Source organism: Treponema ruminis, assembly GCF_014201975.1.
GTDB classification, from domain to species: Bacteria; Spirochaetota; Spirochaetia; order Treponematales; family Treponemataceae; genus Treponema_D; species Treponema_D ruminis.
Genome location: NZ_JACHFQ010000007.1, coordinates 60,548 through 82,001 on the forward strand (window position 1 = coordinate 60,548; position 21,454 = coordinate 82,001).

The following is a 21,454-nucleotide window of genomic DNA, read 5'->3' on the forward strand; positions in this document are numbered from 1 at the left end:
ACAGAAATTTTTGGAGGGGTTACTATGACACTGACAGAAAAAGAAAAAGCAGTATTTGAAGATTATTGTAAGGAAATAGTGGAGCTTGAAAAAACGGATAAGGATCGCTATGAACTGCTGCGAAAAGCGATTAAGAATACAATTGGTAAGATAGGTGTATTCGATTTTGTTTTTATAAAGGCTTTTAACCTTGATGATAAGGCACCTTGCGATGACGATGATGATCTTCGTTTTGAATTAACACGCGCAATAATCCGTCAAACTGAGGCATGGGCATTACGAAGGCTTAGACATCCCCGCCGTGCTTCCAATTTAAGGGATTACATAGAAAACGATCATCTTTATGTCATTGTTGAAGACACTGTTTCGGAAGAACAAAAGGCGACTCTCCAAAATGCCTGCGAATCTTTTGCAAAGCGGATAAATCTTCAATATGTAGATCTCTTTTTTCTGGACTCTCCTTCCGAGCTTGAGTTTTCATACCCAGATGATTACGGGCTTCCGAGCGGTTTTTTTAACAAAAATGTTCTTTTAATTTCCAAAAGCGAGCCATGCCTTTCCTGGTTTGAGCGCACCTGCATTATACCTCTTCGCGAAGACGGGAAGCCTGTTCCCCGCTATATTTCAGTTCAGCCAAAGAGTTTGTTTCCGGACGAAGCGCACTGGACTCCAGATTACCATAACACGGTCTTTGCCTATCCTTCTTTCAGTAAAATAGCAAAGTTCAAGGGGGTGATAATTCTAGCTGACGATGAATATGTACCAAGGCCGGTAGATTTTGACCTTCTCGCCGGACATTTTGAAAAAAAATCAGGAGATGCTGTTGAAAAGACTTGAATACACAGAGCCTGTTACGGAAATTGACAGCGGTACGCTCTATAAGATAATTCAAAATGAATATCCGCTTTTGTATCAGGGGATGAAAACGAACGGTTTTGGCGTAATGGAGAATTACATCAAAATAAAAGGCTTGTATTTTCCGCAAAATTTGCCAAAACTATCTGAAAAGCTCCGCTACATCTGGGAAGAGCTGGATTTTATCTGTCTTCCGTTAAATATTAGTGATACTAAAATCTGGGGCTGGATGTATGATCTTCTTCACACAATTCTTTATGTGGAAAAGGACAGCCCGACCGAAAAGCTTTTAAAAAACCGGAATTATCCGTATACCATAAAGCATGGACTTCCAGAAATTGATGGAAAGCAGATAGAACATTCCCAAAATTTTGCAATCTGGATAGAAGAAACTGATGATGAGGAAAAGCGAAAGTTCCTTGAAAAGACAGAAGTGCCTGCAACAAAAACTCCGTATGAACCTTGTCCTGTTCCTGAGCAAACAGAGAAAATCATAACACCGGCAGAAACGAAGAAATTAAAAATAAAACAAGAATTCCTAACGATTTATGAAATGATTCCGCAAAAACGAAGAAAAGAAACTTTGTACGGGATTCTGATTTCGGCTTTTATCGTGCTTTTGTTTGCAATTTTGTTGTAAACAAACTTAAGTTTTGCTGCGAAAAAAATCACTCACTAAGGAGCAAGAATGATAGACCATCTTATTTTTACGGAGAATTTGCCAGCTATAAAAGGCTGCGATGTTGATTATCTTTTTGAGGTTGCGGAATATTTTTTCCGATTGAGCATTACAGCCCGACGTGAAGGTATTCTTGCCCTCGAAGATTATTTTTCGGGTGACACTTGGAAAAATGAGGAACAGCTTTATCTGATCGAGAAGGATGATGCGTCAAAAACTCCTGTTTTACGCCCTCATGAAAACCATATATTCACACCGATTGTAAGATGTGTCACGGAATGCATTGAAAGCGATAAAATTATTGAGAGGGCAGAGCTTTTCCTAAAAAAATCATGCCCGTCCGACTTAGAAAAATTTGCTCTCATTGTCGGCATAAATTCCATTCTTGCTATTCAAAGTGCTTTACCAAAAACGGATTACATTGTAAGAATCGCATCCCTGTTTGGAACTGACTTTGCCGGGGAATGTGAAAGACGGCTTCGAAAAATGAGCGATGACATCTATAACGCAAGATACAAGAAAGAGCATGAGATTGTCGCCGTTATTACGGATGAAATAAAAGAACGCCTTCTTAAAGTTGATTCGATTCTACGCAAAAAAGAGATTCAGCTTAAGCATGAAATGACAAAGCTCCTTTCCGATGATGATAATTTTTGCCCGCCCAAAGAGCAGAAAATCCCGATTCAGTTCATAAGCGGAAACATGCGTTTTTCAAGTAATGACGGCACAACAGAAAGCCTTGTCGCCGAAGAAGCTGGGTGGGGACTGTCATATTCACCGGAGTTGCTTTCAGTCCGACTTAACGCAGGGGAAAATCTAGAAGACTTTTTTGAAGATTCTCCTCAATACGAGTTAGAGTGTGAGAACGGGAAAATCAGCGTGTGCCATTCCACTAAAGAACTATGGGGAAACAGTCACAGCAGTTACGATGCCTTCTGCTACCACGCCGAAGACTTTATGCACCTAACAGAAAATTTTGCGGAAGATTTCGGCAAGCACATCACATTTATGATTTCAGTAACGCGCAGATTCATTATGGAAAGCGAATAGTACCTTCTCGCTCCTAATAATTGATGATTTTTAAAAGCTCTTCGGTGAGACGTGAAGGCGAGATAGGCGAGAGAAGCTGCGCCAATTTCGCTTGGTATCTATTAGAAGAAGAGGATAAATATATACCAATAATATCTGATATTCAGCATATTTTGAGGAGACTATGACTTTTAATATTAAAAAACTTGAAAAGAAATACGTAGTTCATGGATATAAACTGGGGAATGGTAAGTGGGATACTATATTTGGTATTGACTTAAATGGCAAAAGTGATTTTTCCGATCCTGTTATCAAAGAAGTAACATTTCCTCTTGAACAAGGCCTTCTTGAAGCAATTAAAGAGGACCGCTTGTTAACATCATTTAATGGTTTTCCAAAAGATGATATGCAATGTATTAAAGATTTTTATATAAAAAATGGCGGAAATCTGAACCATATACATCTTGTTTAAGGTTGATCCCCCGCAAAAAATTTTACAAAAGTGTTATAGAGGTTTGGTAAGTGGAAGTTGTAGAACTGACAGAAGAAGAAAAATCCCTGGTTGAAAAAATATTCTCAGAGATTGCAAAAACAACAGAAGGGGAATCAACCATAGTAGAAGAAATATTGACTCCTGAGCGAAAACGGCAGATCATTGCAAATGTTTTGCGCAGAAGAAGGCATCCCCGCCGGGCTTTCGCTTTACGCGACTATATAGAAAACGATCTTCTTTATGTCCTTGTAGAAAAGTCTGTTTCGGAAGAAGAAAAAACGGCTCTCAAAAATGCCTGCGATTCTTTTGCCAAACGGATAAATCTTCAAAGTGTAAATCCCGTTTTTCTGGATGATCCTTCCGAACTTGAGTTCGAGCTTGCTTTTTCATACCCGGATGACAGCAGACTTCCGAAATCTCTTTTTGACAAGAACGTTCTCTTAATCTCCAAAAGCGAGCCATGTCTTTCCTGGTTTGAACGCACCTGTATTATTCCGAGGGGTGAAGTGGGTAATCTTGTTCCGATTTTGGAGCAGGCAGAGATTTTATTCCCCGACGAAGCGCACCGGACTAAAGATTATCATAACATGGTCTTTGCCTATCCTGCTTTAAGTAAAATAGCAGACTTCAAGGGGGTGATAATTCTAGCTGACGATGAATATGTACCAAGGCCGGTAGATTTTGACCTTCTCGCCGGGCATTTTGAAAAGAAAATAATCAGTTAAATTGAGGAAGTGATTAAATGCGAAAAATCGTTTTTTATGAGCCGGTTGAAAAAATAAATATCGGAACTGTCATCAAGCGGATGGAAAAAGAATGTCCTGAATATGTTGATAAATGGCGAAGGGAAACCTATATGCTTATGTCGGAAATCTTCAGGGGGGCGTACATCCCGAATTCTGTGAAGCAGCTTTCTGACGATTTGGTTGTATGTTTGTCAGGTTTTACGTCAGTTGATTTTGTTTGTATGCCGCCAAATATCGCCACGATTGCAAATCTTAGTTTACATCACGTTTTTTACGATGCCGTAATATATTTGGAAAAAGGTTCGATGACGGAACGTTTTTTCACTTCGCCAGACAGAAAATTCAAATATAAATTAAAGCACGGGCTTCCTGTCGTTGACGGAAAACGAATAGAACATTCTGATTATTTTACGCTGTGGATTTCTGAAAAAGAGAGTGAAAAGAAAAAACTTGCTGTTGTAAAAGAAAAGGATTTTTTTTATAAAAAGACGGCAGGGGTGGCCGTCGGATTTCTGATTGCCGCAATCATAATGTTTGTTTTTGCAAAATTGTTATAGTATATTTATATGAGGAAGCAAAATGAAATTCGAGACAATAGAAGCTGAACCTACGACAGCACCATTACCGAAAATTGTTGATATAAACAATACAGAAGAATTCTGGAGTTTTATTCAAAACTTCAGACATTTTTCGCCTATGAGTATTCAAGCGGGATGTTTAGAGCAATATAAAGATTTTTTCAGCAAGATTGAAGACTGCATTATCTTGTATAAAAAGATAGGACAGGAATTCAATTTTGTAAATTGCAGCAAAGATTCCATTCCCAAGGGACAAGAATTTGATGCATATATTTTCACAAATACAGAAGATATTTCCATGCAAGACTTTTCAAATGAAGTAAAAGCTTTGAAAGAGAAGTTTAATATAAGGAAATTGTATGGGAGTGGCGAGCCTGCTGTTTTTAAGACCAAACAAATTTCTGATCTGGTTTTTGTTTTAAGAAGAGTTAATTAGCCTGAATTTCGAGTTTTAGATTTTTTACATATTTGGAGCAGGCAAAGATTTTGTTCCCCGCAGGTTACCATAACACGGTCTTAGCCTATCCTTCTTTAAGTAAAATAGCAGACTTCAAGAGGGGTGATAATTCTCGGCGACGGTGAATATGTACCAAAACCGGTAGATTTTGACCTTCTCGCCGAGCATTTTGAAAAGAAATAATCAGAAGTTATCTCTCCCAATCTATATCCTTTCTCTTAATCTGCTGCTTCGGCTCCTTTTCTTCCAGCTGTCTTTGATAGTCAGCAATTTGTTCTGTAAACTTATCCTGAATAGCTTTAGTGGAATTTGCAAAGGCAGAAACAATCTGCTTTTTTATCAATCTCTTTTCTTCGGCATTTCCAGTATCATAATAGAAGAACTCATTTTCGAGCCATTTTTCAAAACGCTCTACCTTTGGACCAAGGAACTCCCATTCAGAAATTTTTTCCAGAGCTGCCATATTTTCATTTGCCAGTTCCACAAGCTCCTGATAGATTTTGTTTCGTTTTTCATCTTTCAGTTTTTGAAACTCTTCAAGTGTAAGACCGGTCTGTTCCTTTGGTTTTGGAGTATCTTCAATTTCTAGGCCATGCTGCCTGGAAATCTGAATCCATTTTTCGCGGCACATTTTATCAAAAGTCTTTTTACGGTTATTCCAGCGGTCTTCTTTTTGTTCAGGATTAGGAAGTTCAACTCCAGCAATCTTAAGAGCAGCTTCCTGCCCAGTTGTAAGAAGATTGGTATCTTCATCGCGATACATCCAGACTCGGCGCATATGAAAATGAGGTGCACCCTGTTCATCCTGATGCAATGCCCAGTTCAGAATCTGCATCGGCTGTCCGTGTTTCTCATTCCAGTTATCAAGCCATTTTAAGTATTCTTCAAAACACTCCATAGACTTACCAACTTCAGGATGATTGTTGATGCAGCCAATTTGGATGATTGTATCTTCCGGACAATGCTGTTTTGATTTTCTCCATTGGTCCATTGTCTTGCAGCGTTCCTTGTGTCTGTTCTTTATATAAGACTGATTTGTTGCAATAAGCTGTTCTTCAAAGTTTTCTTCGTAGAACTTCTTTTCACCTTCATCAAAAGTAAGGCCGTCTCCGCACCAGTTCCAGGTGATGTTATTCTCTGTTCTATCTTTTACAATATGCTCAGGATTAGATTCAAAGTTTCTGTCGTTATGCTTTGAAGAAAATGCTTTACCACTTTTCTGTGTTCTTTGGGAATGATGAGTGCAGCGCATTTTACCTTTGGGGTTATTTTTGAAATCAGGATTAAAGTCATAGTCTCCGCCCATGTCTTTCAAATTTTTCAAAATCTGATTTAGCCACTGGACATCATCTTTTGCATGAAAGGCTCTGCGAGAATCAAAAAGATGAGGGTCTCTTTCAGGATCGTTTTTATAATCATGTCCGTTTACAGGATTCTTCCAGCCTGGTTCAGAACCGCCGGCCGGCGCTGTTTGCGTTGTTGTTTTGTAAGTTGTATAAGTCATAGTGTTCCTCTTGTTGTAAAATTTGACTTTGTGTTGTTTCCGCCGATTGGCGGATTTGTTCGCGTGTGACTGAATTGATAAAACTGTGTGACTTTTGGGGCCCCGAGTGTTGATGCTTTGCGTCAACACATACGGGGTTATTCAGTCACGTGTGTGTCTCTTCGAGACCTTTATCCGCCGTCTGGCGGATTACCGCCGGCCGGCAGATTAAGCTGATTTCCGCCAGACGGCGGATTTCCTCCTTTAAGCAATCTTTCTTTTTCCAAGGCGGTAGCTTTCACCGACAAACTCAACAGACTTGCAGGTTTCAGTCAGTCGATCTACAACCGCATCTCCAAGCTTCTTTAACAAATCTTCTTTCTTCAGATTTGAAATCAAAACGGTAGGAAGCATGTTTTCGTATCGGCGGCGAAGAACGTAATTCAAAATTGCATCTTCCTTTGCCTGCTGCATTGAACGGCCAATCTCATCAATCACAAGCATTGGCGTTGTCGAATAAAAGTTCATCAGATTTACACGATTTGTTTCTGAATGAAAATCCATCGAACATTCATATTTGAAAATCATTTCTTCAACCGAAATAAAAGCGCCGCCAGCCTCTCGAATAATTGAAGCTCCAAGATGTGTTTTTCCAACACCTTTTGGACCAAGAAGCAGAAGGACTGAATCATTACTTTCCTGGCGTGAAAAATCGATGACGGTTTGAAGACGAACTTCATCATCTTTATTTCTAGTCTTCCAGGTATCGAACGATTCATTCCAGTAGCGTTTTGGTACTCCGCTGTTTTCAAACTCCTGTTTCTTTTTAGCCAGTAATTCAAGCATACGTTCACGTTCAGCTTCCGCTTCTTTCTGGCGAACTAATTCTTCCAGCTCCGGAGTTGAAATCCATGTAAACTGCGGAATTATAAAATCATTCATTGTTTTAATATTTTCCATTTCTGCTGCTCCTCCCTTTGTGCAAATCTAAAATGGTAAATTGTCCAGAGTTTCCTGGCTTACTTCATCAACGCCTGTCTCTTTTACTGCCGTTATATTTGCTTTGTAAGCCCCTTTTTGTCTTTTTTGATTAAGCCATTTTCGTAATGTTTCAAAATCTGATTTTGGTTTTGCATTGTTTTCTTTTTTCCAGACTGAATAAGAATCCATCTCCTGATTTAAAATTGTCTCAGTACAATTTTGCAGCAGTTCAGATTTTTCAGATTCAGTCAGGAAGACATTTTTATGTTTCCCAAAAATCAGTTTTCTTGGTTCGTCATTTTTATATGGTGAAGTGTTTTCCATGCAAACCTGCGTTTGAATGGAATAATCCCTTTTAATGAAAAGCTTACGGTCTTCTACCTGACGATTAAATGCATTTCTGACTATTTCCGAGCTGACCAGCCCGGCTTTTCGTAATTCAAGCAGCCAGTTATTTACGGTCCGCTTGCTTACGGAATTCAGTTTTGCAAAATAATCGTTGGTAGCAAAACAATAATCCTTTTTTGAAGAGAGAAATAAAATCTCTCCGTATAACAGCTTTGCTCCATCTGTCAGTTCTGGATTGGTTATAACCTCAGATGGAATCAGAATGTAAAAGTGCGATGAAGCTTTAGTTTCTTCATGCAGTTTTTCCATTCGGCATGTTCTCCATTTTTTTGAAACCGGTGTTTATTTCTGCAATATTTTTTCGCTCTGATGTTGTGAGCGTGTAATATTGCAGACGGCCATCATGAAATGTAAATGTGATTGTGCATTCTCCGAATCGTACAGGATGATTGTTTATATCCTGCAGAGCGGCTACAAAAGCGTTTTCGTTCATGCAGCACCTCCTGGAAGTTCCACCTCAACTTTTGCTGATTCTGGATATGGAATTTTTCTTCCACCTGTAGAACGGTGTGAAAGAATGTAAGCTTCCAGATCTCCTCGGGCAAACAAGACTCGTTTTGAAAGTCTGATTCTTGGCAATTCTTCATCACTGATGAGGCTGTCTAAAGTGCTCAATCCGATTGAAAGAAGTGCTGCAGCTTCTGCACGTGTGAATAAAGTTTTTTCTGGAAACTCCACAATCATAGATTTTTCATTTTTCATATATTCGTCCTCCCTGTTTTTTTTTCTCATTGCAATGGAAACTTGTAAAACTCAATTACATTCAAAATGATACAGTTGGCCGAAAAATAAAGATATACCAAAATAAAGTTTTTTCGCCCAATATAAAGATTTTTCGCCAAATTTTGAGAAAAAACGCCAAATCGAATTTTTGACGAAATTTTAGAGGAGATTTGCTTCAGTAATTTTATGCTGGGAAAAATTGTAAAAAAGTCATATTTTACGTGGGAAATATTTAAAATTAACATAGTAATTTAACTACTTGTAATATTATTTGTGCAGAATTTTTCACTAGGGGAGGGCTAAAATTTGCATGACATCGGGAAATTTTTTGCAATTAGCTCGAACGCAAAGTTGCGTTTTTGAGATTTTCTGAAGTCCTGTTTTTTGATGATTTTCGAAAGGTCTTTGAAGTTAAAAGAAAAAGGCTTCTAGCCTGTATCAAACAAACTGAAAGCCTCTTGAAAAGGATTAAACTTCTATTGAATTTGCATCCTTGTTATCATCTTCAAGTTTTGAGTTCTTTGAAGAATCAAATAATTTCTTTAATGCTTCATTTGGTTCAGATGTATTCTCCAGTTCTGCCATAATAAGATCTATGTCTTTATTTGAAAGTTTAATAGTTTCAATTGTTTTCATGTTTTTGTCCTTTTTACGTATTTCAAACATTTTAACTCGGTAAACCGAATTAAAATAATTTCTAACTCGATTTACCGAGTTAAACCGAGTTAGAATTGAATTAAAATCAAGTTATAAAGTATTCAAGTAAACATACACACGAACATATAATCGTGTGTATGTTTACCATAATCTACGCAATTCCAAACCTTTGTGAAATACGAGCTGTATCTTCCTCAGAAAGATTTAGTTCTCCAAGATCCAGCTTAGCGATTCTCTTATCCTTTAGAATCTGTCCTTTCTTTCGGCCTCTTTCTAGTTCTGACAAAACGAACAAAACTCCCAGTTTGAATGAATCTTGATTAATGCCTTTCCCGGTATTTCCACTTTGTGTTACCGAGGCTTCCTCTGGTGATGCCTTTTTCTTAGCTTCAGCAGCCTTAATTATCTCATAAGCTTTGTTTATCGAAACACTCCCATTCTGAATCTTTTCCAGCAGTGCTGCATCCGCTTTCTTGGCAATTTCTCGCATTTTGCATACCTGACGAGCCGATTTATTAAGCTGTCGCCCGATTGCTTCATCAGATGAACCCTGTGCATTAGGATTAGAACGTCTGATTTCATCCAGCTTCAAGAATGCAGCAAAATACTCACCATCCGTTAGCCGGCGGGAATTAAGCTGCATCTTGTACTCATATTCAATCGTTTCATCACGTGAATCAAACTTTTTGATAATGACAGGAACCTTCTCAAGCCCAGCCTTCTTCGCTGCCATAAAGCGAGAATGTCCATCAACAATGATATAAGCCTCAGTTACGATAATAGGGCGCGACTTATCAAATCCGTTTACCCTCATATCATTTGCAATTTCAGCAACCTTGTCGTTTTCCTGCTGGAACACGTTCTTAAAATCTCTGTCAAAACGAAGCTGAGAAACTTCAACCAGTTTGATTTTTGCATTGTCTTTATCATTAGCCTTTTTATTCTTATTTCCAAAAATACTCATAATTCAATTCTCCAAAGTTTTCGTTGCATAAATTTAAGTTTGATTACGATTTATTCATAATCCTTTTTTTCGTCTTTTTTTTCTTCAGGAAGCATTTTTACTTCTACGTTCTTTATCTCTGATTCAGTTTCATCAAATCCAAGGATTGGAAGAAGTAGCTTTTCTTCTACAGAGCGAAGTTTTTCAAGCGCTTTTTCTTGTTCCATGTGTGCTGCATAGTGATCAAGCATTACTTCTGTTTTATGTCCTGAACTTGTCATCAAAACGCGTTTATCAGCAACCTCATCACTCATACGGCTACACCATAAGTGGCGCCATGCATGGAAAGTGATTTTATCCGGTTCAGAATAACCAATGTTTTTCAGAACTCGTCTAAGAAACTTAAGCCAGTTCTTTGGATCTGTAGGATGGTCAGGAGTCAGTCCCCAAAAAACAAAACCTTTCATTTTCTGTCTCCAGGGATTAGCCTGAGCCTGTGCAATTAATAGGTCTCGAAGCTGTGGAGGAATAAGAACTTCACGCTCTTCACCGTTTTTACATTCTTTAAGCCCTTCACTTAGTCTCCAAGAATGTCTTACATACAAGCGGTCTACTCCAATGTCTTCAAAACGAAGTGCTGCAACTTCACCTGCACGCATTCCGGTATAAAAGGCAACTGCGTTAGCAAGTTTTGCTACATCATTATCCCAGTCTGCGGCAAAAACTGCGGCGGCCTGTTCAAGTGTAAGGATTTCTCGCTTCTTTGATTTCTGGGAGCATTTCATGATTCCGTCAAAGCAATTTATTTCTGTAAGATTGTGGAAGAACGCCCATTTAAGAGGAATTGTTACGGAGCTTACAACAGAGTTGATAGTCTTTGGAGCAAGTTTCAGAACTTCTTCATCTTCAAAAAGGGCAGTGACATCATCATGCGTGATACAACCCACAGGTTTCCCTGCAACTGAAGGAAGCCAGTATTTTGTTGCTCTCAAGAGCATAGCTTCACAGTAGTCGCGGTGAATAGAGCCGCCTTTGAGTTTCTTTTCTTTGACGTACGGAGAAGATTCAAAAGCCCAGAATTCTTTGATATATTCATCAATAGGCTTACTTTCTGGACTTGCCATCATAACTGCAGAATGAATCAAATTTCTTTCTTTTAGAATTTTGATAATGTTCTGGATGTCTTCACGTTCCAGATCAATAATTCTAAGAGAATTGAGAACAGAGATTTTGTCTAATCCGATTCGCTTGTCATCAACCGAATTAATTCTGCTTGGAAGTTTGTTATTGACGACCCATTCCATTACAACGCGTTCAGCTGAGTTTCGGTCTCTGCTGCCGGTAGATCTGTTGTTGGAATAAGTGCCATCAGGGAGCTGTATTCTGGCATACCAAATACCAGAAGGCATTTTAAATAAAAAATAAGGCTTAGCCATAGAACCTCACTTTGCAACAAAAACTTTGGTTTAAACCTCAGTTTAAATTAGGTGTGATTTCTACGCTAAGCCTTACTTTGATTAGGTTTAGTAGTAGTGTAAATCCTTATACCATAAGAACTTACTTGTATAGCTGGGGTAGGACTCGAACCTACGGCCTCCGGGTTATGAGCCCGACGAGCTGCCAACTGCTCTACCCAGCGTCGCAATGTTCGTGTATTCTACTCTGTAGTTTTATTTTTGTCAAGTGCTGCGAGATAAAAAATTCTACATTCTACGGCGGCGAAAAGGATTGCTACGATTGCAAGCCAGTGGTAAATCGAGTTGAAGCTTGCGAAGAAGTTGTAGATTCCGTGGAGAAGGACTGCGTAGATAAATGGCATGATGTTCTTTTTGTGGCGGCGAAAGTTCCAGATGTAGAGGCCGCTCAAGCCTGCGCAGAAAACGTGAATCGCCTGGGCCGTGAAGATGCGGTCGATTAAAAGCCGGACGACGATTTCTTTGCCGCCCTGTCCCTGAATTTCCTGAAATTTCTTGATGATGTAAATCACTGATTCAAAGCCGCCGACTGTGAGGCCGTAAAGGACTACGCAGCAGAAAAATGTGCTTAAAATCTGTTTTTTCTGGGGTAGCAGGCACAAAAAGAGCATTTTCATGGTTTCCTCGATGAGGCCGTTGAATAGAATCGCGGTAATCATGACTGAGGCGAATGTGTAGCCTGTGAAAACCGGAAGGCTGAGGACGTAAAACTGAATCATTGATGTCGGAATCACGGTGACCAGCGCGAGAAGGCCGGCAATCAGGCAATATCTGATTTTGAGTTCTTTATTGAGAATCACTGCGAGCACGAAAAAGAGTGCCGCCGGAATGAATGAAATTCCTAAAAGTGCGTACAAATTCATGGGCATTATTCTATCATTTTTTCGAAAGAAGAACTATAATCTTTTCCATGAGTTCGATTATTCTTTTGGGAATCAAACACTGCGGAAAGTCTACGCAGGGGAAGATGCTGGCAAAGTATTTTGACTGCCCGTTTTTTGATACTGATGATGAAGTCACCGAGCTGACTGGCAAAAATCCGCGGCAAATTTATAGCGAGCAGGGCAAGGAAGCATTTCTTGAGGCCGAAAAACTTGCCTGCGAAAAGCTTGCTGATAAACTTTCTTCTATTAATAAGGCTGTTATTGCGACCGGCGGAGGTATCTGCAACAATCCGGCTGCCCTTGAAGTCCTGCACAAGCTCGGAACTTTTGTCTTCCTCAATGCTGATGAAAAAACTGCGGCCAACCGTATTGTCTGGGAAATCAAATACGACTCAGACGGCAAGATGATGAATCTCCCGGCCTACATAGCGAACAAAAATCCTGCCAATGTAAAGGAAGTCCGTGCAATCTTTCACGACTTTTATATGGAGCGCCAGAAAATTTACAAGGACCTGTGCGATATCGAAGTCAAAATGGAACATTCTGCCAGCAAACATAACAATATGGAAAGAATTTTGAGCAAACTTAATGACGGAGACCGAACTGCAGAAAATTAACAAATAAATTCTTTCTTTATGGACAGTTAGAAAATTTTTGCTATAATTTTAAACCTAATTAAATAATTTTTTCCTTAATTGAACTAAAGGAGGCGAGATTTCGTATGAGCGAGTCAAAGGGAAAAGGTCTTTTTAATAGTTTAAAAGTGAAGGTTGGCGGATTTTCTGTCTGTATTCTGGTTGTTGTGGCTGTCATTTGAAGAAAGAAAATCCTGCATAAAGGAACTGGTCCGCGGAATCCGCTATGGAAGTGACGGATATTTTTGGATTGATACTTTTGATGGCGACAATGTTTTGCTTCCGCCCAAGCCTGAGACCGAAGGAACAAACCGTCTTGACTGGACTGACCAGGACGGAAAGCATATGGTCAGGGATTTTATCGAAATCGGAAAATCTGATGCGGGCGGTTTCTGTGATTTTAAATTCCCTAAGCTGGGAAGTGACAAGCCTGAGCCGAAGAGGTCTTTCACGGCTCCCTACCGGCCTTATTCCTGGGTTGTCGGCACTGGAAATTATATCGATGACATTGACATTGCAGTTGCAAAAGAAGAGAACGAGCAGCTTTCTTTGTTCCGAAAGATTCTGACCCAGCAGGTTCTGATTGGATTTATCGTTGTTATTATCGCATGTATTATCTTCGTTTTGGTTATCGTGCATATTTTCGTTCATCCGATTGCGCGAATCACGGAAAATTTCAAGGATATTTCTGAGGGTGAAGGTGATTTGACGGCAAAACTTCCTGTTTCCGGAAATGATGAAATTGCCCGGCTCAGTGAATATTTTAACCGCACGATCGAAAAACTTCGGACAGCAATCGCTCACATCAAGACAAATGCGGGCAACATGCAGTCTCTTGGCGATTCTCTCGCCGGTAATGTTTCCAACACGGCCAATGCAATCAGTCAGATTGTCTCAAATATTGACGGCATAAATGTCCAGATTGCAGATCAGAGCCGGGGCGTGCATCAGGCGGCAGATGTCGTCGATACAATTGCATCGAATATTTCCCAGCTTGACGGCATGATTGAAAGACAGTCTTCCAGCGTTTCGGATGCTTCAAGCGCTGTAGAAGAGATGATCGGCAACATTGCTTCGGTCAACTCTTCCGTAGACAAAATGGCGGCTTCATTTACAATCCTCGCCCAGAACACAGACACTGGCGTAAACAAACAGAAGGATGTTAACGAGCGAATCCAGCAGATTGAGGAACAGAGTAAGATGCTTCATGACGCCAATCTTGCAATCGCGAGCATTGCTTCCCAGACAAATCTTCTTGCTATGAACGCGGCAATTGAGGCTGCCCATGCGGGTGAGGCATTCGCAATCGTATCAAATAAAATCGGTGAGACGGAACAGCTTGTCACTCACATTAAGAATGCAATGGAAGAGCAGAATGAAGGTTCAATCCAGATTAACAATGCTCTGCGCGGCATGAATGACAGTACCGGTGAAGTAAGACAGGCTTCAAAAGATATTGCGGGCAGAAACGAGCTTATTCTTGAGGAAATGCGCAAGCTTCGAAATTCAACTGAATCCATGAGCCGGGGTGTCGAGGAAATTTCCGGCGGTGCCCATAGAATCGGTGAAAGCGGTGATGTACTTGCGAAGAATTCCAGCGAAGTTCGTGATGCAATCGAAGAAATTTCTTCGCAAATCAATTTGTTTAAGGTTTAATCCTTAGCCTTCCATTTTAGCCAGTTTGTGCTCAAGTTCGACGATTCGCGAGTGGATGTAATGGTCTACCGCGAATTTTTCGAGCATTCCAAGCGTTTCGTTTTCTTCATTTGTCACGCAGATTGCCTCTGTGTCGTAGTCAGTGAAGAGCTGGTATGCTTCTGGAAGCGGCGTGTCGATGCGGCAGGTGACTTTCGGCTTTTCCATTAAATCCATTGCGAGTAAAGTTTCTCCCATTTCGCCGATTTGCATGGCTTCCTTAAGATGGTCGATTGAAATTTGGCCGACGAGTTTTCCCTTGTGCTCTCCCTCACTTCCGCGTACTTCGTAGTTTGTGTTTTCGTGGTGGGTAAAGCTTTTGATGATATTGCCGACTGTGTCCGTGTCCCCCACGATTGTGTAGGATTCCGGGCGGCAGATGATGTGGCCTTTGATTGCGATGTCACTGACTTTTGCGTTTTTCATCAAATCTTCGGCGGTTACGTTGAGTCCCACTTCACCAGCCTTTGTTACTCCGTATTTTACGCAGATCGGGCCGAGAATTTGCACGATGAATGTTGTCGCCGTGATGATGAGCATGATTTGCGGACCGACTGAATCCGGGAAGTCGTTACCGGCTGCAATTGAAAGACCAATTGCAACTCCAGCCTGGCTCAAAAGACAGTATGGAAGATATTTGCGTACGCTTTCCGGGGCACCTGTAAGTCTTGCTCCGAGACGGCTTCCGATTGTCTTTCCAATAGTTCTTCCTGAAACATAAAGAATTGCGATGATTGCGATGAATGGTGTTACAATCCAGATGTTGAGTTTTGCGCCGACTGTTACGAAGAAAAGAACGTAGATTGGCGGCGTGAACTTTTCGACCAGCTTGAACATGGCGTTTGTTTTTTTGGCGGCAAAGTTGGTCATGAAAAAGCCGATGAACATTGCAGAAAGGATGTTGTCCAAGCCGAGCGCGTTACAGACTCCCGTGCAGAGGAAGAGGGTTCCGAGGGAGAAGCCCAGAACGCGGCCGTCGTTGTTCATGATGTTTTTGAGAATCTGATTTAAGATGAAGCCGAATGCAAGTCCGAGTGCGACCGAACCAAAAATGTCGTAGGCGATTGCTCCCAGCTGTGAAAGGAATGAAACTGTGTGTCCGCCGAGAAGGGGAGCTGAAATTGTGGCTGCGATTGCGTAGAGAATGAGGGCGACGGCGTCATCCATTGCGACGATTCCCAAAATTGTCGTGGTGAGCGGGCCTTTCGTGCGGTATTCCTTGAGGACGTCGGTTGTTGCGGCAGGAGCTGTTGCGGCACAGATTGCGCCGAGCAAAAGTCCGAAAGAAAGCGACTGTGCAAGAGATTTTGTGAAAAGATAGGTCACAGTGCCTGTCAGAATTCCGACGACGAAAAATGGTGTGATAGACTCGCCGATGAGGATTCCGATGAACTGTTTTCCGTATTTTTTGATGACTTCGATTTTAAGTTCTGCACCGACCAGAAAGCCGATCAGTGTGAGGGAAGCGGTTGAAATCGGGTTGAGGGCTGCGACTGTGTTTTTGCCAAGAATTGCAAATCCCGACACGCCGATGATGATTCCGATTACGATATAGCCGACGACCTGGGGAATCTTTAATTTCTGGAAGATTCGGCCACCAAAAGAGCCGAAGAACATCATGATTCCGACCAAAAGCATGAGCTCAGAGCCGTTCAGCGAAAGAAAATGACAAGCTGACGGCAAAAGTGATGACAAAGGGTTTTCCATAGGGCTAAAAGTATACTACTTTGTGAGAACTTGTGGGAGTAGCTAATACATTATCTCGCGTACAGTTTCGCCCGGCAGCTTTTCATTGTAGAGGTAGGCGTACATTGCGGCGGCGGAAATTACTTTTCTTCCGTACTCGCGCGTTTCGGTGAAGGGCAGGGACTCCAAAAAGAGGTCCACGCAGATTCCGACCGGTTTGTTTGCTGGACGGCCTGTTGTCGCCCAGTCGTTTCGGAAAGATTTTCCCCAGTTGCGCACGTTTGTCAGGCCAGCGTTGTAGGCGTAGAGGGCAAGAAGTACGTTGTTGTCGTCGGTTCGGGAAATCAGGCTGGCAAGGTAATGGGCTCCCATGCGGACGTTTGTTTCCGGATCGAAGATGTCGTATTTTTCGCCGAGTTTGAGTTTTTTTGCCTCGTCATCGGCTGTGGCTTCCATGAGCTGGGTGAGACCGTTTGCTCCCGCCTTGCTGGTTACACTTGGGTCAAAGAAACTTTCGCTTCGGACCAGGGCATACATGAGGTAGTCCGGGAGACCGAATTCATGGCATGAATTGTCGATGATTTCCTTGAAAAAGCGGGGGAAAGCCAGTTCCAAAAGCTCTTTGGGGATTTTCCCGGTGGAACTTTCCAGGCAGCGGTTTGCGATTCTGAGGCTCTGGACGTTGTAAAGATTGTCCTTGCTGCGCTCAGCACACTGACTTAAAACCTTGCTGATTGCGATTGAGTCTTCTATCGAAATGTTTTTGCGGTTGGCAACCCATTCCGAGTAAAGCCTTTGCGGGAATCCGAATTCTGCGTAGCCCTGCAGGAGAATTCCTTCTCCCTCGTCTGCGTTTTCCTTTGCCGCTTCATTCTGATTCAAAATATAGGACTCGACCAGTTCCGGGGCTGTCACGTTCAGGCGTTCCAGAGCACACACTTTATAATAGAAGGAAGATGGCGAATTCAGCACTTTCGTAAAGGCTTCGACTGCCTGCCGGGTTTTGAGTCCTTCTTCGCCTCGGGCCAAGCCTTCTTCGAGCAGGCGGCCTGAAATGTAGGCATATTTTCCCTGGGTCAGCGGAGAAAAATTTGAGTCAGTCTGCTTCCAGACCCTGAAAAAATCCTGCCAGCGGTGGCTTGAAAGGAGCAGAATCGAAAGTGACTCAAAAAAGTCGTCGAAGTATTCTGAATCGTGGATTCGTGAGCCGTATTCCGCCAGCGTTGAAATGATGTCGTCGGTTGAAGTGCGGAGCTGGAAATTCAAGAGATACCAGAGGCAGTTGTCGAACTGAAGCTCGTCTTTTGTTGATTCAAGGGCGCTGCGGAATCGTGAGACTGTCTGATGAGGATAGCGGCCGGCCTTGTCGTAGAGGCGGGCTGCATAAAAATGAGCGAAATATGCTTTTTCCGGGGAAAGATTTTTTGCCAGACGGTCGAATTTTCTTGCCGAGGCAAAATAATCGTTTGTTCCGTAGAGTGTTGATTTTCCGATATCCGAAAGAAGCTGGGAATCAATTTCTTCGCTGCGATTTTCGTAAATTTTAAGGATTTTATCGACCTGGGGGAAGGTGAGCGAGTAGCTTCGGTGGAAAACCGCGATTCTGTAGTCGATTATCGTTTTTTCAGGATTTTCGGCTTCCTTCAGGGCTTCAAAGAGCGGCTCAAAGCCTTCTTCCGGCTCGATTGAAAGTCCGGCGTCTGGCTCAGCGTTTCCGGACTTGTCATTGCTCAGCGCGGTTTCTCCGTTGTTCAGAGCAGTCTCGGTGTCATCAGCCTTGTCCTGAGAATCTTCCGGCAGCAACTGGCTTTCAAGAAGACTTCGCTTGTTGAGGTTTTTCTGGAAATTTTCGGTTTCCTTTTGAATGTTCTGATTTTTTTCGTTGAGGCGGGCTATGTAGGCTCCGTAAGTTTCCAGGTGCTCGCTTGAAATCTGGCGTGAGACAAACCACTTGAAGAATTCTGCGTCGAAGCGGCTGTCCTTTTTTTGTGCCAGCGAGAGAAGCCTGAGTTTTATCAGCTCGTTTTTTGCCTTTTCGAGTGAGATTCCCTCGGTTCTTTTGATGATGGTTGCGAATTCGTTGTTCTGGAAAAATGTCCGGCAGGCGATGATGAGTGATGATTCGTCGTCGTACTTGTCCGCAAGATATGTGGCGGCATCGAGCCTGTCCTTTACGCTTCCAAGAATTGTGAGGGATTCCGCACTGCGTTTTGCAATGACCTTGCTGCCTTTTTTGCGGGCGATTTTAAAAAGACGGAGTGCCTGCTCCTCGTTGCCATTGTCCGAAGCCTGAAGGGCAAGAAAATAATTTGAGTCGTGGCCGAATTTTTTTTGAGGTGAAGTTTTGGAATTTGAAGTGCCCACTCTGGCGCAGGCTGAAAAAAAGAACAATAAAATAAAAAATGGCAGGACTTTTTTCATAAAGATGATTTTAATTTAAAAAAGAAGTCCCCGCAAGAATGCGGGGGATTTTTTGTTCTGCTTACTCTGCTGGAATCATGATGTCTGTTCCGGAGATAATCAAATCCGGGTTCTTGATTTTGTTGTAGTCAGCAATTTTCGGATATTTCCAAGGTGTCTTGTAGTAAGATTCAGAAATATCCCAGAGTGTGTCACCCCAGCGGATATGATATTTAACGTCAGCAGTCTTTTTGACTTCCGGCTTTTTCTCTTCAACTGGAACTGGCTTTGGAACGACTTTTTCTGGCTCTGGAGCGATGACGATTTTGTCCTCAACAGCTTCAGGTGCTGCTTCGTTCTTTGGCTCTTCAACAACAACGTCAACGAATTTTGTCTCTTCTTTTGGTTCTTCGGCCGTAATTTCAATCGGCTCTGATTTATGGAAGAATTTGTCGAGAAGTGAAACGCCGTTTGTGTTGCGAGAAGCAAGGAGATTGTATTTTGACGGAACAACGAAAAGAAGGAGGATTGTCGCAATCACACAGATAATCGCACAGATGATGCAGATAATCATCGGAGTGTGGGTCTTTTTGCCCTCTTCTTCCTCGTCGTAGAGTGAAGCATGTTCTCCGGCAATTGTTTCCTTGTCGTAAAGGTCAGAGAAATCCATTGCTGAGCCAGTGCTTCCTGAGCTTGAAGTGTCACTTCCGAACAAATCATCGTCTGACGGTGTATTGAATGCCGGGTCGTTCAAGTCATCGAAATCAAGGCCTGTTGCGCTTGTTTCTGTATTTGTTACCGGTGTATCAAAGTCAGGAAGGTCGAATCCTTCCGGCTCTGTTGTGTCAGTGTCTGCAAAAGTATCAGGAAGGTCAGATGAATCTGAGCCTGAACCGAAATCATCGCCAAAATCAGGAAGCTCGAAATCTTCTGTTGAGAAGTTTTCTGCTGTGTCGGCTGCGACTGTCTCGTCAGCGGCTGGCTCTTCGATTGCGGTCGTGTCTGTCTGAACTGTCTCGTCGCCTGTATTTTCAGCAACAGGATTTGCAGCAAAGTCTACTGATTCAAGGGTTGAGTCTTCAACTGGAATGTCGTCCAAATCAGAGAAATCAGGGAGTTTGCCATCGAATTTTTCCTGATTCAAACTTGACTCTGGATTTCCTGCTGCGTTCGGTTCTGTGTGGTCAAAGCTGAAAGGCATGTTGTCGAGTGAGCTTGTATCCATTTCCGGAAGGTCTTCCGGTGTGAATGTTGCGTCGTCGCTGTTTTCGATTGCAGGCTCGTCTGCTGCGATTGCGTCTGCATCGGCTGCTACTGTTTCCTCGGCTTCCGGAATTGCAAAATCATCAGCGGCTGCATCATCGTTTCCTGCGATTGCAAAGTCTGCCGGTTCTGCCCGCTCTTCTTCAGTTCTTGAAATGAGGTTTACTTCAGTTTCGCTTTTTTTGCCGGTTTCAGGGTCAACAACTTCTGCCGTGAGCTTGTTGTCTTCGTCCAGGCCCACAGAAAGATGAAGTTCCGGCTCTCCGTTCGGATGCGGATTGAGTTTTGTGACTTCAAGGGTGTCGACATATTCAGCATCTTCCATGGTACCATTTTCCGAGCGGTACAAGTCAATCTGAACTTTGGTCTGGTTGTCCTTTGCTGTGGTCAAGTCCAGCATTCTCTTTTTTGGAGTTCCTTCTTCGAGTACTGGATAAAATGTTCCGTCAGCAAGTTTGATTCCGATTGTTTTCATATCTATCCCCTTAAAATCGCGGTTCTAAATCTTAGTTAGCAGTTGCCCCATAATTATATTCGGAAATTCCAGCGAGTTCGTTTACTGTTGTTCCGAATTTTTCTGCAACATTGTAAGTTGTTGTCTTGATGATGTTTCCGTTTGAGTCGTATTTGTAGATTACGCGGACTGTAAGTTTGTTTTCTGAATTGTAAGTCTGCTCTTCTGTAATCTGGTAAGTTGCGTCAAAGCGGAATACAACTTTTTTAGTCTGTGGCTCGCTTGCTGTTGAATATGAGATTTCAGAAAGTTTTCCGGCGTCGTTGTAAGTGTAAACGGCTTTCTGCTCAAGGTTTCCGGCTGCGGCATACTGAGCGACTTCGGCAGTTCGTCCCTGGTCATCATTTTTTGTGATGATTTTTGAGAGCAGGGCACCGTCGGCATTGTAGTAAGACTCATCAATCTGATTTCCGTTGATTTTCCAGATTGTCTTGTTGATGAGAGTGTTTGCAGCGTTGAATTCTGATTCCTCAGTTTTGTTTCCGTTTTCGTCGTAGGCTGTAGTGATTTTCCAGGTGATTTTTCCGTCGTTGTCTGTGCAGATTCGCTCTACGAGATTGTTTCCTTCATATTTATAAGTGATTTTGTCTACGAGAGAATCCTTGCTTGTGAGTTCCGAAGCCTCTGTTTCCTGGCCTGTTACGTCAAAGACGTGAACGAATTTAGCGCGTGGTGAGCGGTAGTAGTCTCCGAATTTTTCTGTAATCTGATATTCAATTTTTGTGTACTGACCAAAGCCACCTTCAGGTTTAAGTGAAGCTTCTGAATCAAAAGCAAAAACCTGTGCAGAAAGTGCGGCTGCTGCAAGAATCAACAATGTTTTTTTCATTTATTTCCCCCAAAAATATTTTTACCGATTTATTATTTTGT

Annotated in this window: 23 protein-coding genes and 1 tRNA gene; 9 read left to right on the forward strand and 15 right to left on the reverse strand. The window is 42.0% G+C overall.

The genetic code is table 11. The features are described from left to right. Positions 1-24 precede the first annotated feature (24 nt). Genes HNP76_RS11305 through HNP76_RS11315 form a run of 3 tightly spaced genes read left to right on the forward strand, consistent with a single transcriptional unit; the run spans position 25 to position 2,584 of the window. The gene (locus HNP76_RS11305; protein WP_184660573.1) at positions 25-837 is read left to right on the forward strand and encodes a hypothetical protein; all 813 of its coding nucleotides are present in this window, start codon (positions 25-27) and stop codon (positions 835-837) included. Next, entirely contained in the window at positions 824-1,495 is a 672-nt protein-coding gene (locus tag HNP76_RS11310; protein WP_184660575.1) for a hypothetical protein, read from the forward strand. Before HNP76_RS11305 ends, HNP76_RS11310 begins: the two co-directional genes overlap by 14 nt. A gap of 48 nt (positions 1,496-1,543) precedes the next feature. Continuing rightward, entirely contained in the window at positions 1,544-2,584 is a 1,041-nt protein-coding gene (locus tag HNP76_RS11315; protein WP_184660577.1) for a hypothetical protein, read from the forward strand. Positions 2,585-2,597: 13 nt separating this feature from the next. On the opposite strand, the gene HNP76_RS14515 is transcribed toward HNP76_RS11315, so the two are convergent. After that, positions 2,598-2,669 (reverse strand): tRNA nucleotidyltransferase/poly(A) polymerase-related protein, encoded by a 72-nt coding sequence (locus HNP76_RS14515; RefSeq protein WP_221301081.1) that lies wholly within the window; start codon positions 2,667-2,669, stop codon positions 2,598-2,600. Positions 2,670-2,747: 78 nt separating this feature from the next. On the opposite strand from HNP76_RS14515, the gene HNP76_RS11325 reads away from it, so the two are divergent. Genes HNP76_RS11325 through HNP76_RS11340 form a run of 4 tightly spaced genes read left to right on the forward strand, consistent with a single transcriptional unit; the run spans position 2,748 to position 4,816 of the window. Further along, positions 2,748-3,035, forward strand: a complete 288-nt coding sequence (locus tag HNP76_RS11325) for a hypothetical protein (protein WP_184660579.1) — start codon at positions 2,748-2,750, stop codon at positions 3,033-3,035. 50 nt (positions 3,036-3,085) lie between these two features. Next, the gene (locus HNP76_RS11330; protein WP_184660581.1) at positions 3,086-3,781 is read left to right on the forward strand and encodes a hypothetical protein; all 696 of its coding nucleotides are present in this window, start codon (positions 3,086-3,088) and stop codon (positions 3,779-3,781) included. 17 nt (positions 3,782-3,798) lie between these two features. Then, positions 3,799-4,359 (forward strand): hypothetical protein, encoded by a 561-nt coding sequence (locus tag HNP76_RS11335; protein WP_184660583.1) that lies wholly within the window; start codon positions 3,799-3,801, stop codon positions 4,357-4,359. Positions 4,360-4,381: 22 nt separating this feature from the next. After that, positions 4,382-4,816, forward strand: coding sequence for a hypothetical protein (locus tag HNP76_RS11340; protein WP_184660585.1), 435 nt, complete (start codon positions 4,382-4,384; stop codon positions 4,814-4,816). Positions 4,817-5,027: 211 nt separating this feature from the next. On the opposite strand, the gene HNP76_RS11345 is transcribed toward HNP76_RS11340, so the two are convergent. From HNP76_RS11345 to HNP76_RS11390, 10 genes are all read right to left on the reverse strand, one after another. Then, on the reverse strand, positions 5,028-6,341 hold the full coding sequence (locus tag HNP76_RS11345) for a plasmid recombination protein (protein WP_184660586.1): 1,314 nt from the start codon (positions 6,339-6,341) through the stop codon (positions 5,028-5,030). A 243-nt stretch (positions 6,342-6,584) separates the two neighbouring features. Then, complete coding sequence (locus HNP76_RS11350; protein ID WP_184660588.1) at positions 6,585-7,280, reverse strand: ATP-binding protein; 696 nt, start codon at positions 7,278-7,280, stop codon at positions 6,585-6,587. 27 nt (positions 7,281-7,307) lie between these two features. After that, positions 7,308-7,958, reverse strand: coding sequence for a helix-turn-helix domain-containing protein (locus HNP76_RS11355; protein WP_184660590.1), 651 nt, complete (start codon positions 7,956-7,958; stop codon positions 7,308-7,310). Continuing rightward, complete coding sequence (locus tag HNP76_RS11360) at positions 7,942-8,142, reverse strand: hypothetical protein (protein ID WP_184660591.1); 201 nt, start codon at positions 8,140-8,142, stop codon at positions 7,942-7,944. The genes HNP76_RS11355 and HNP76_RS11360 overlap by 17 nt, the downstream gene beginning before the upstream one ends. Further along, positions 8,139-8,411 carry a helix-turn-helix transcriptional regulator gene (locus tag HNP76_RS11365; RefSeq protein ID WP_184660592.1) on the reverse strand — a complete coding sequence of 91 codons (273 nt, stop codon included), beginning with the start codon at positions 8,409-8,411 and terminating at the stop codon, positions 8,139-8,141. The genes HNP76_RS11360 and HNP76_RS11365 overlap by 4 nt, the downstream gene beginning before the upstream one ends. Before the next feature lie 489 nt (positions 8,412-8,900). Next, the gene (locus tag HNP76_RS11370) at positions 8,901-9,068 is read right to left on the reverse strand and encodes a type II toxin -antitoxin system TacA 1-like antitoxin (RefSeq protein ID WP_184660594.1); all 168 of its coding nucleotides are present in this window, start codon (positions 9,066-9,068) and stop codon (positions 8,901-8,903) included. A gap of 172 nt (positions 9,069-9,240) precedes the next feature. Further along, the gene (locus tag HNP76_RS11375) at positions 9,241-10,053 is read right to left on the reverse strand and encodes a ParB/RepB/Spo0J family partition protein (protein ID WP_184660596.1); all 813 of its coding nucleotides are present in this window, start codon (positions 10,051-10,053) and stop codon (positions 9,241-9,243) included. A gap of 50 nt (positions 10,054-10,103) precedes the next feature. Continuing rightward, positions 10,104-11,468: a tyrosine-type recombinase/integrase gene (locus tag HNP76_RS11380; RefSeq protein ID WP_184660598.1), complete on the reverse strand. Its 1,365-nt coding sequence runs from the start codon at positions 11,466-11,468 to the stop codon at positions 10,104-10,106. 130 nt (positions 11,469-11,598) lie between these two features. Beyond that, positions 11,599-11,671: transfer RNA gene (locus HNP76_RS11385), tRNA-Met, on the reverse strand. Positions 11,672-11,689: 18 nt separating this feature from the next. Next, entirely contained in the window at positions 11,690-12,370 is a 681-nt protein-coding gene (locus HNP76_RS11390) for a PrsW family glutamic-type intramembrane protease (RefSeq protein ID WP_184660600.1), read from the reverse strand. Positions 12,371-12,417: 47 nt separating this feature from the next. On the opposite strand from HNP76_RS11390, the gene HNP76_RS11395 reads away from it, so the two are divergent. Then, the gene (locus tag HNP76_RS11395) at positions 12,418-13,008 is read left to right on the forward strand and encodes a shikimate kinase (RefSeq protein ID WP_184660602.1); all 591 of its coding nucleotides are present in this window, start codon (positions 12,418-12,420) and stop codon (positions 13,006-13,008) included. A 153-nt stretch (positions 13,009-13,161) separates the two neighbouring features. Next, complete coding sequence (locus HNP76_RS11400) at positions 13,162-14,682, forward strand: cache domain-containing protein (RefSeq protein WP_246462690.1); 1,521 nt, start codon at positions 13,162-13,164, stop codon at positions 14,680-14,682. A gap of 3 nt (positions 14,683-14,685) precedes the next feature. Here HNP76_RS11400 and HNP76_RS11405 read toward each other — a convergent pair whose 3' ends face one another. The 4 genes from HNP76_RS11405 to HNP76_RS11420 form a co-directional block, all read right to left on the reverse strand. Beyond that, on the reverse strand, positions 14,686-16,428 hold the full coding sequence (locus HNP76_RS11405; RefSeq protein WP_184660604.1) for a cation:proton antiporter domain-containing protein: 1,743 nt from the start codon (positions 16,426-16,428) through the stop codon (positions 14,686-14,688). 42 nt (positions 16,429-16,470) lie between these two features. Continuing rightward, a complete protein-coding gene (locus HNP76_RS11410) occupies positions 16,471-18,828 on the reverse strand; it encodes a flagellar assembly lytic transglycosylase (protein WP_184660606.1) in 2,358 nt (785 codons plus the stop codon). A gap of 61 nt (positions 18,829-18,889) precedes the next feature. Further along, a complete protein-coding gene (locus HNP76_RS14520) occupies positions 18,890-20,545 on the reverse strand; it encodes an Hsp70 family protein (protein WP_184660608.1) in 1,656 nt (551 codons plus the stop codon). 31 nt (positions 20,546-20,576) lie between these two features. Continuing rightward, positions 20,577-21,413: a hypothetical protein gene (locus HNP76_RS11420; protein ID WP_184660610.1), complete on the reverse strand. Its 837-nt coding sequence runs from the start codon at positions 21,411-21,413 to the stop codon at positions 20,577-20,579. Positions 21,414-21,454 lie beyond the last annotated feature (41 nt).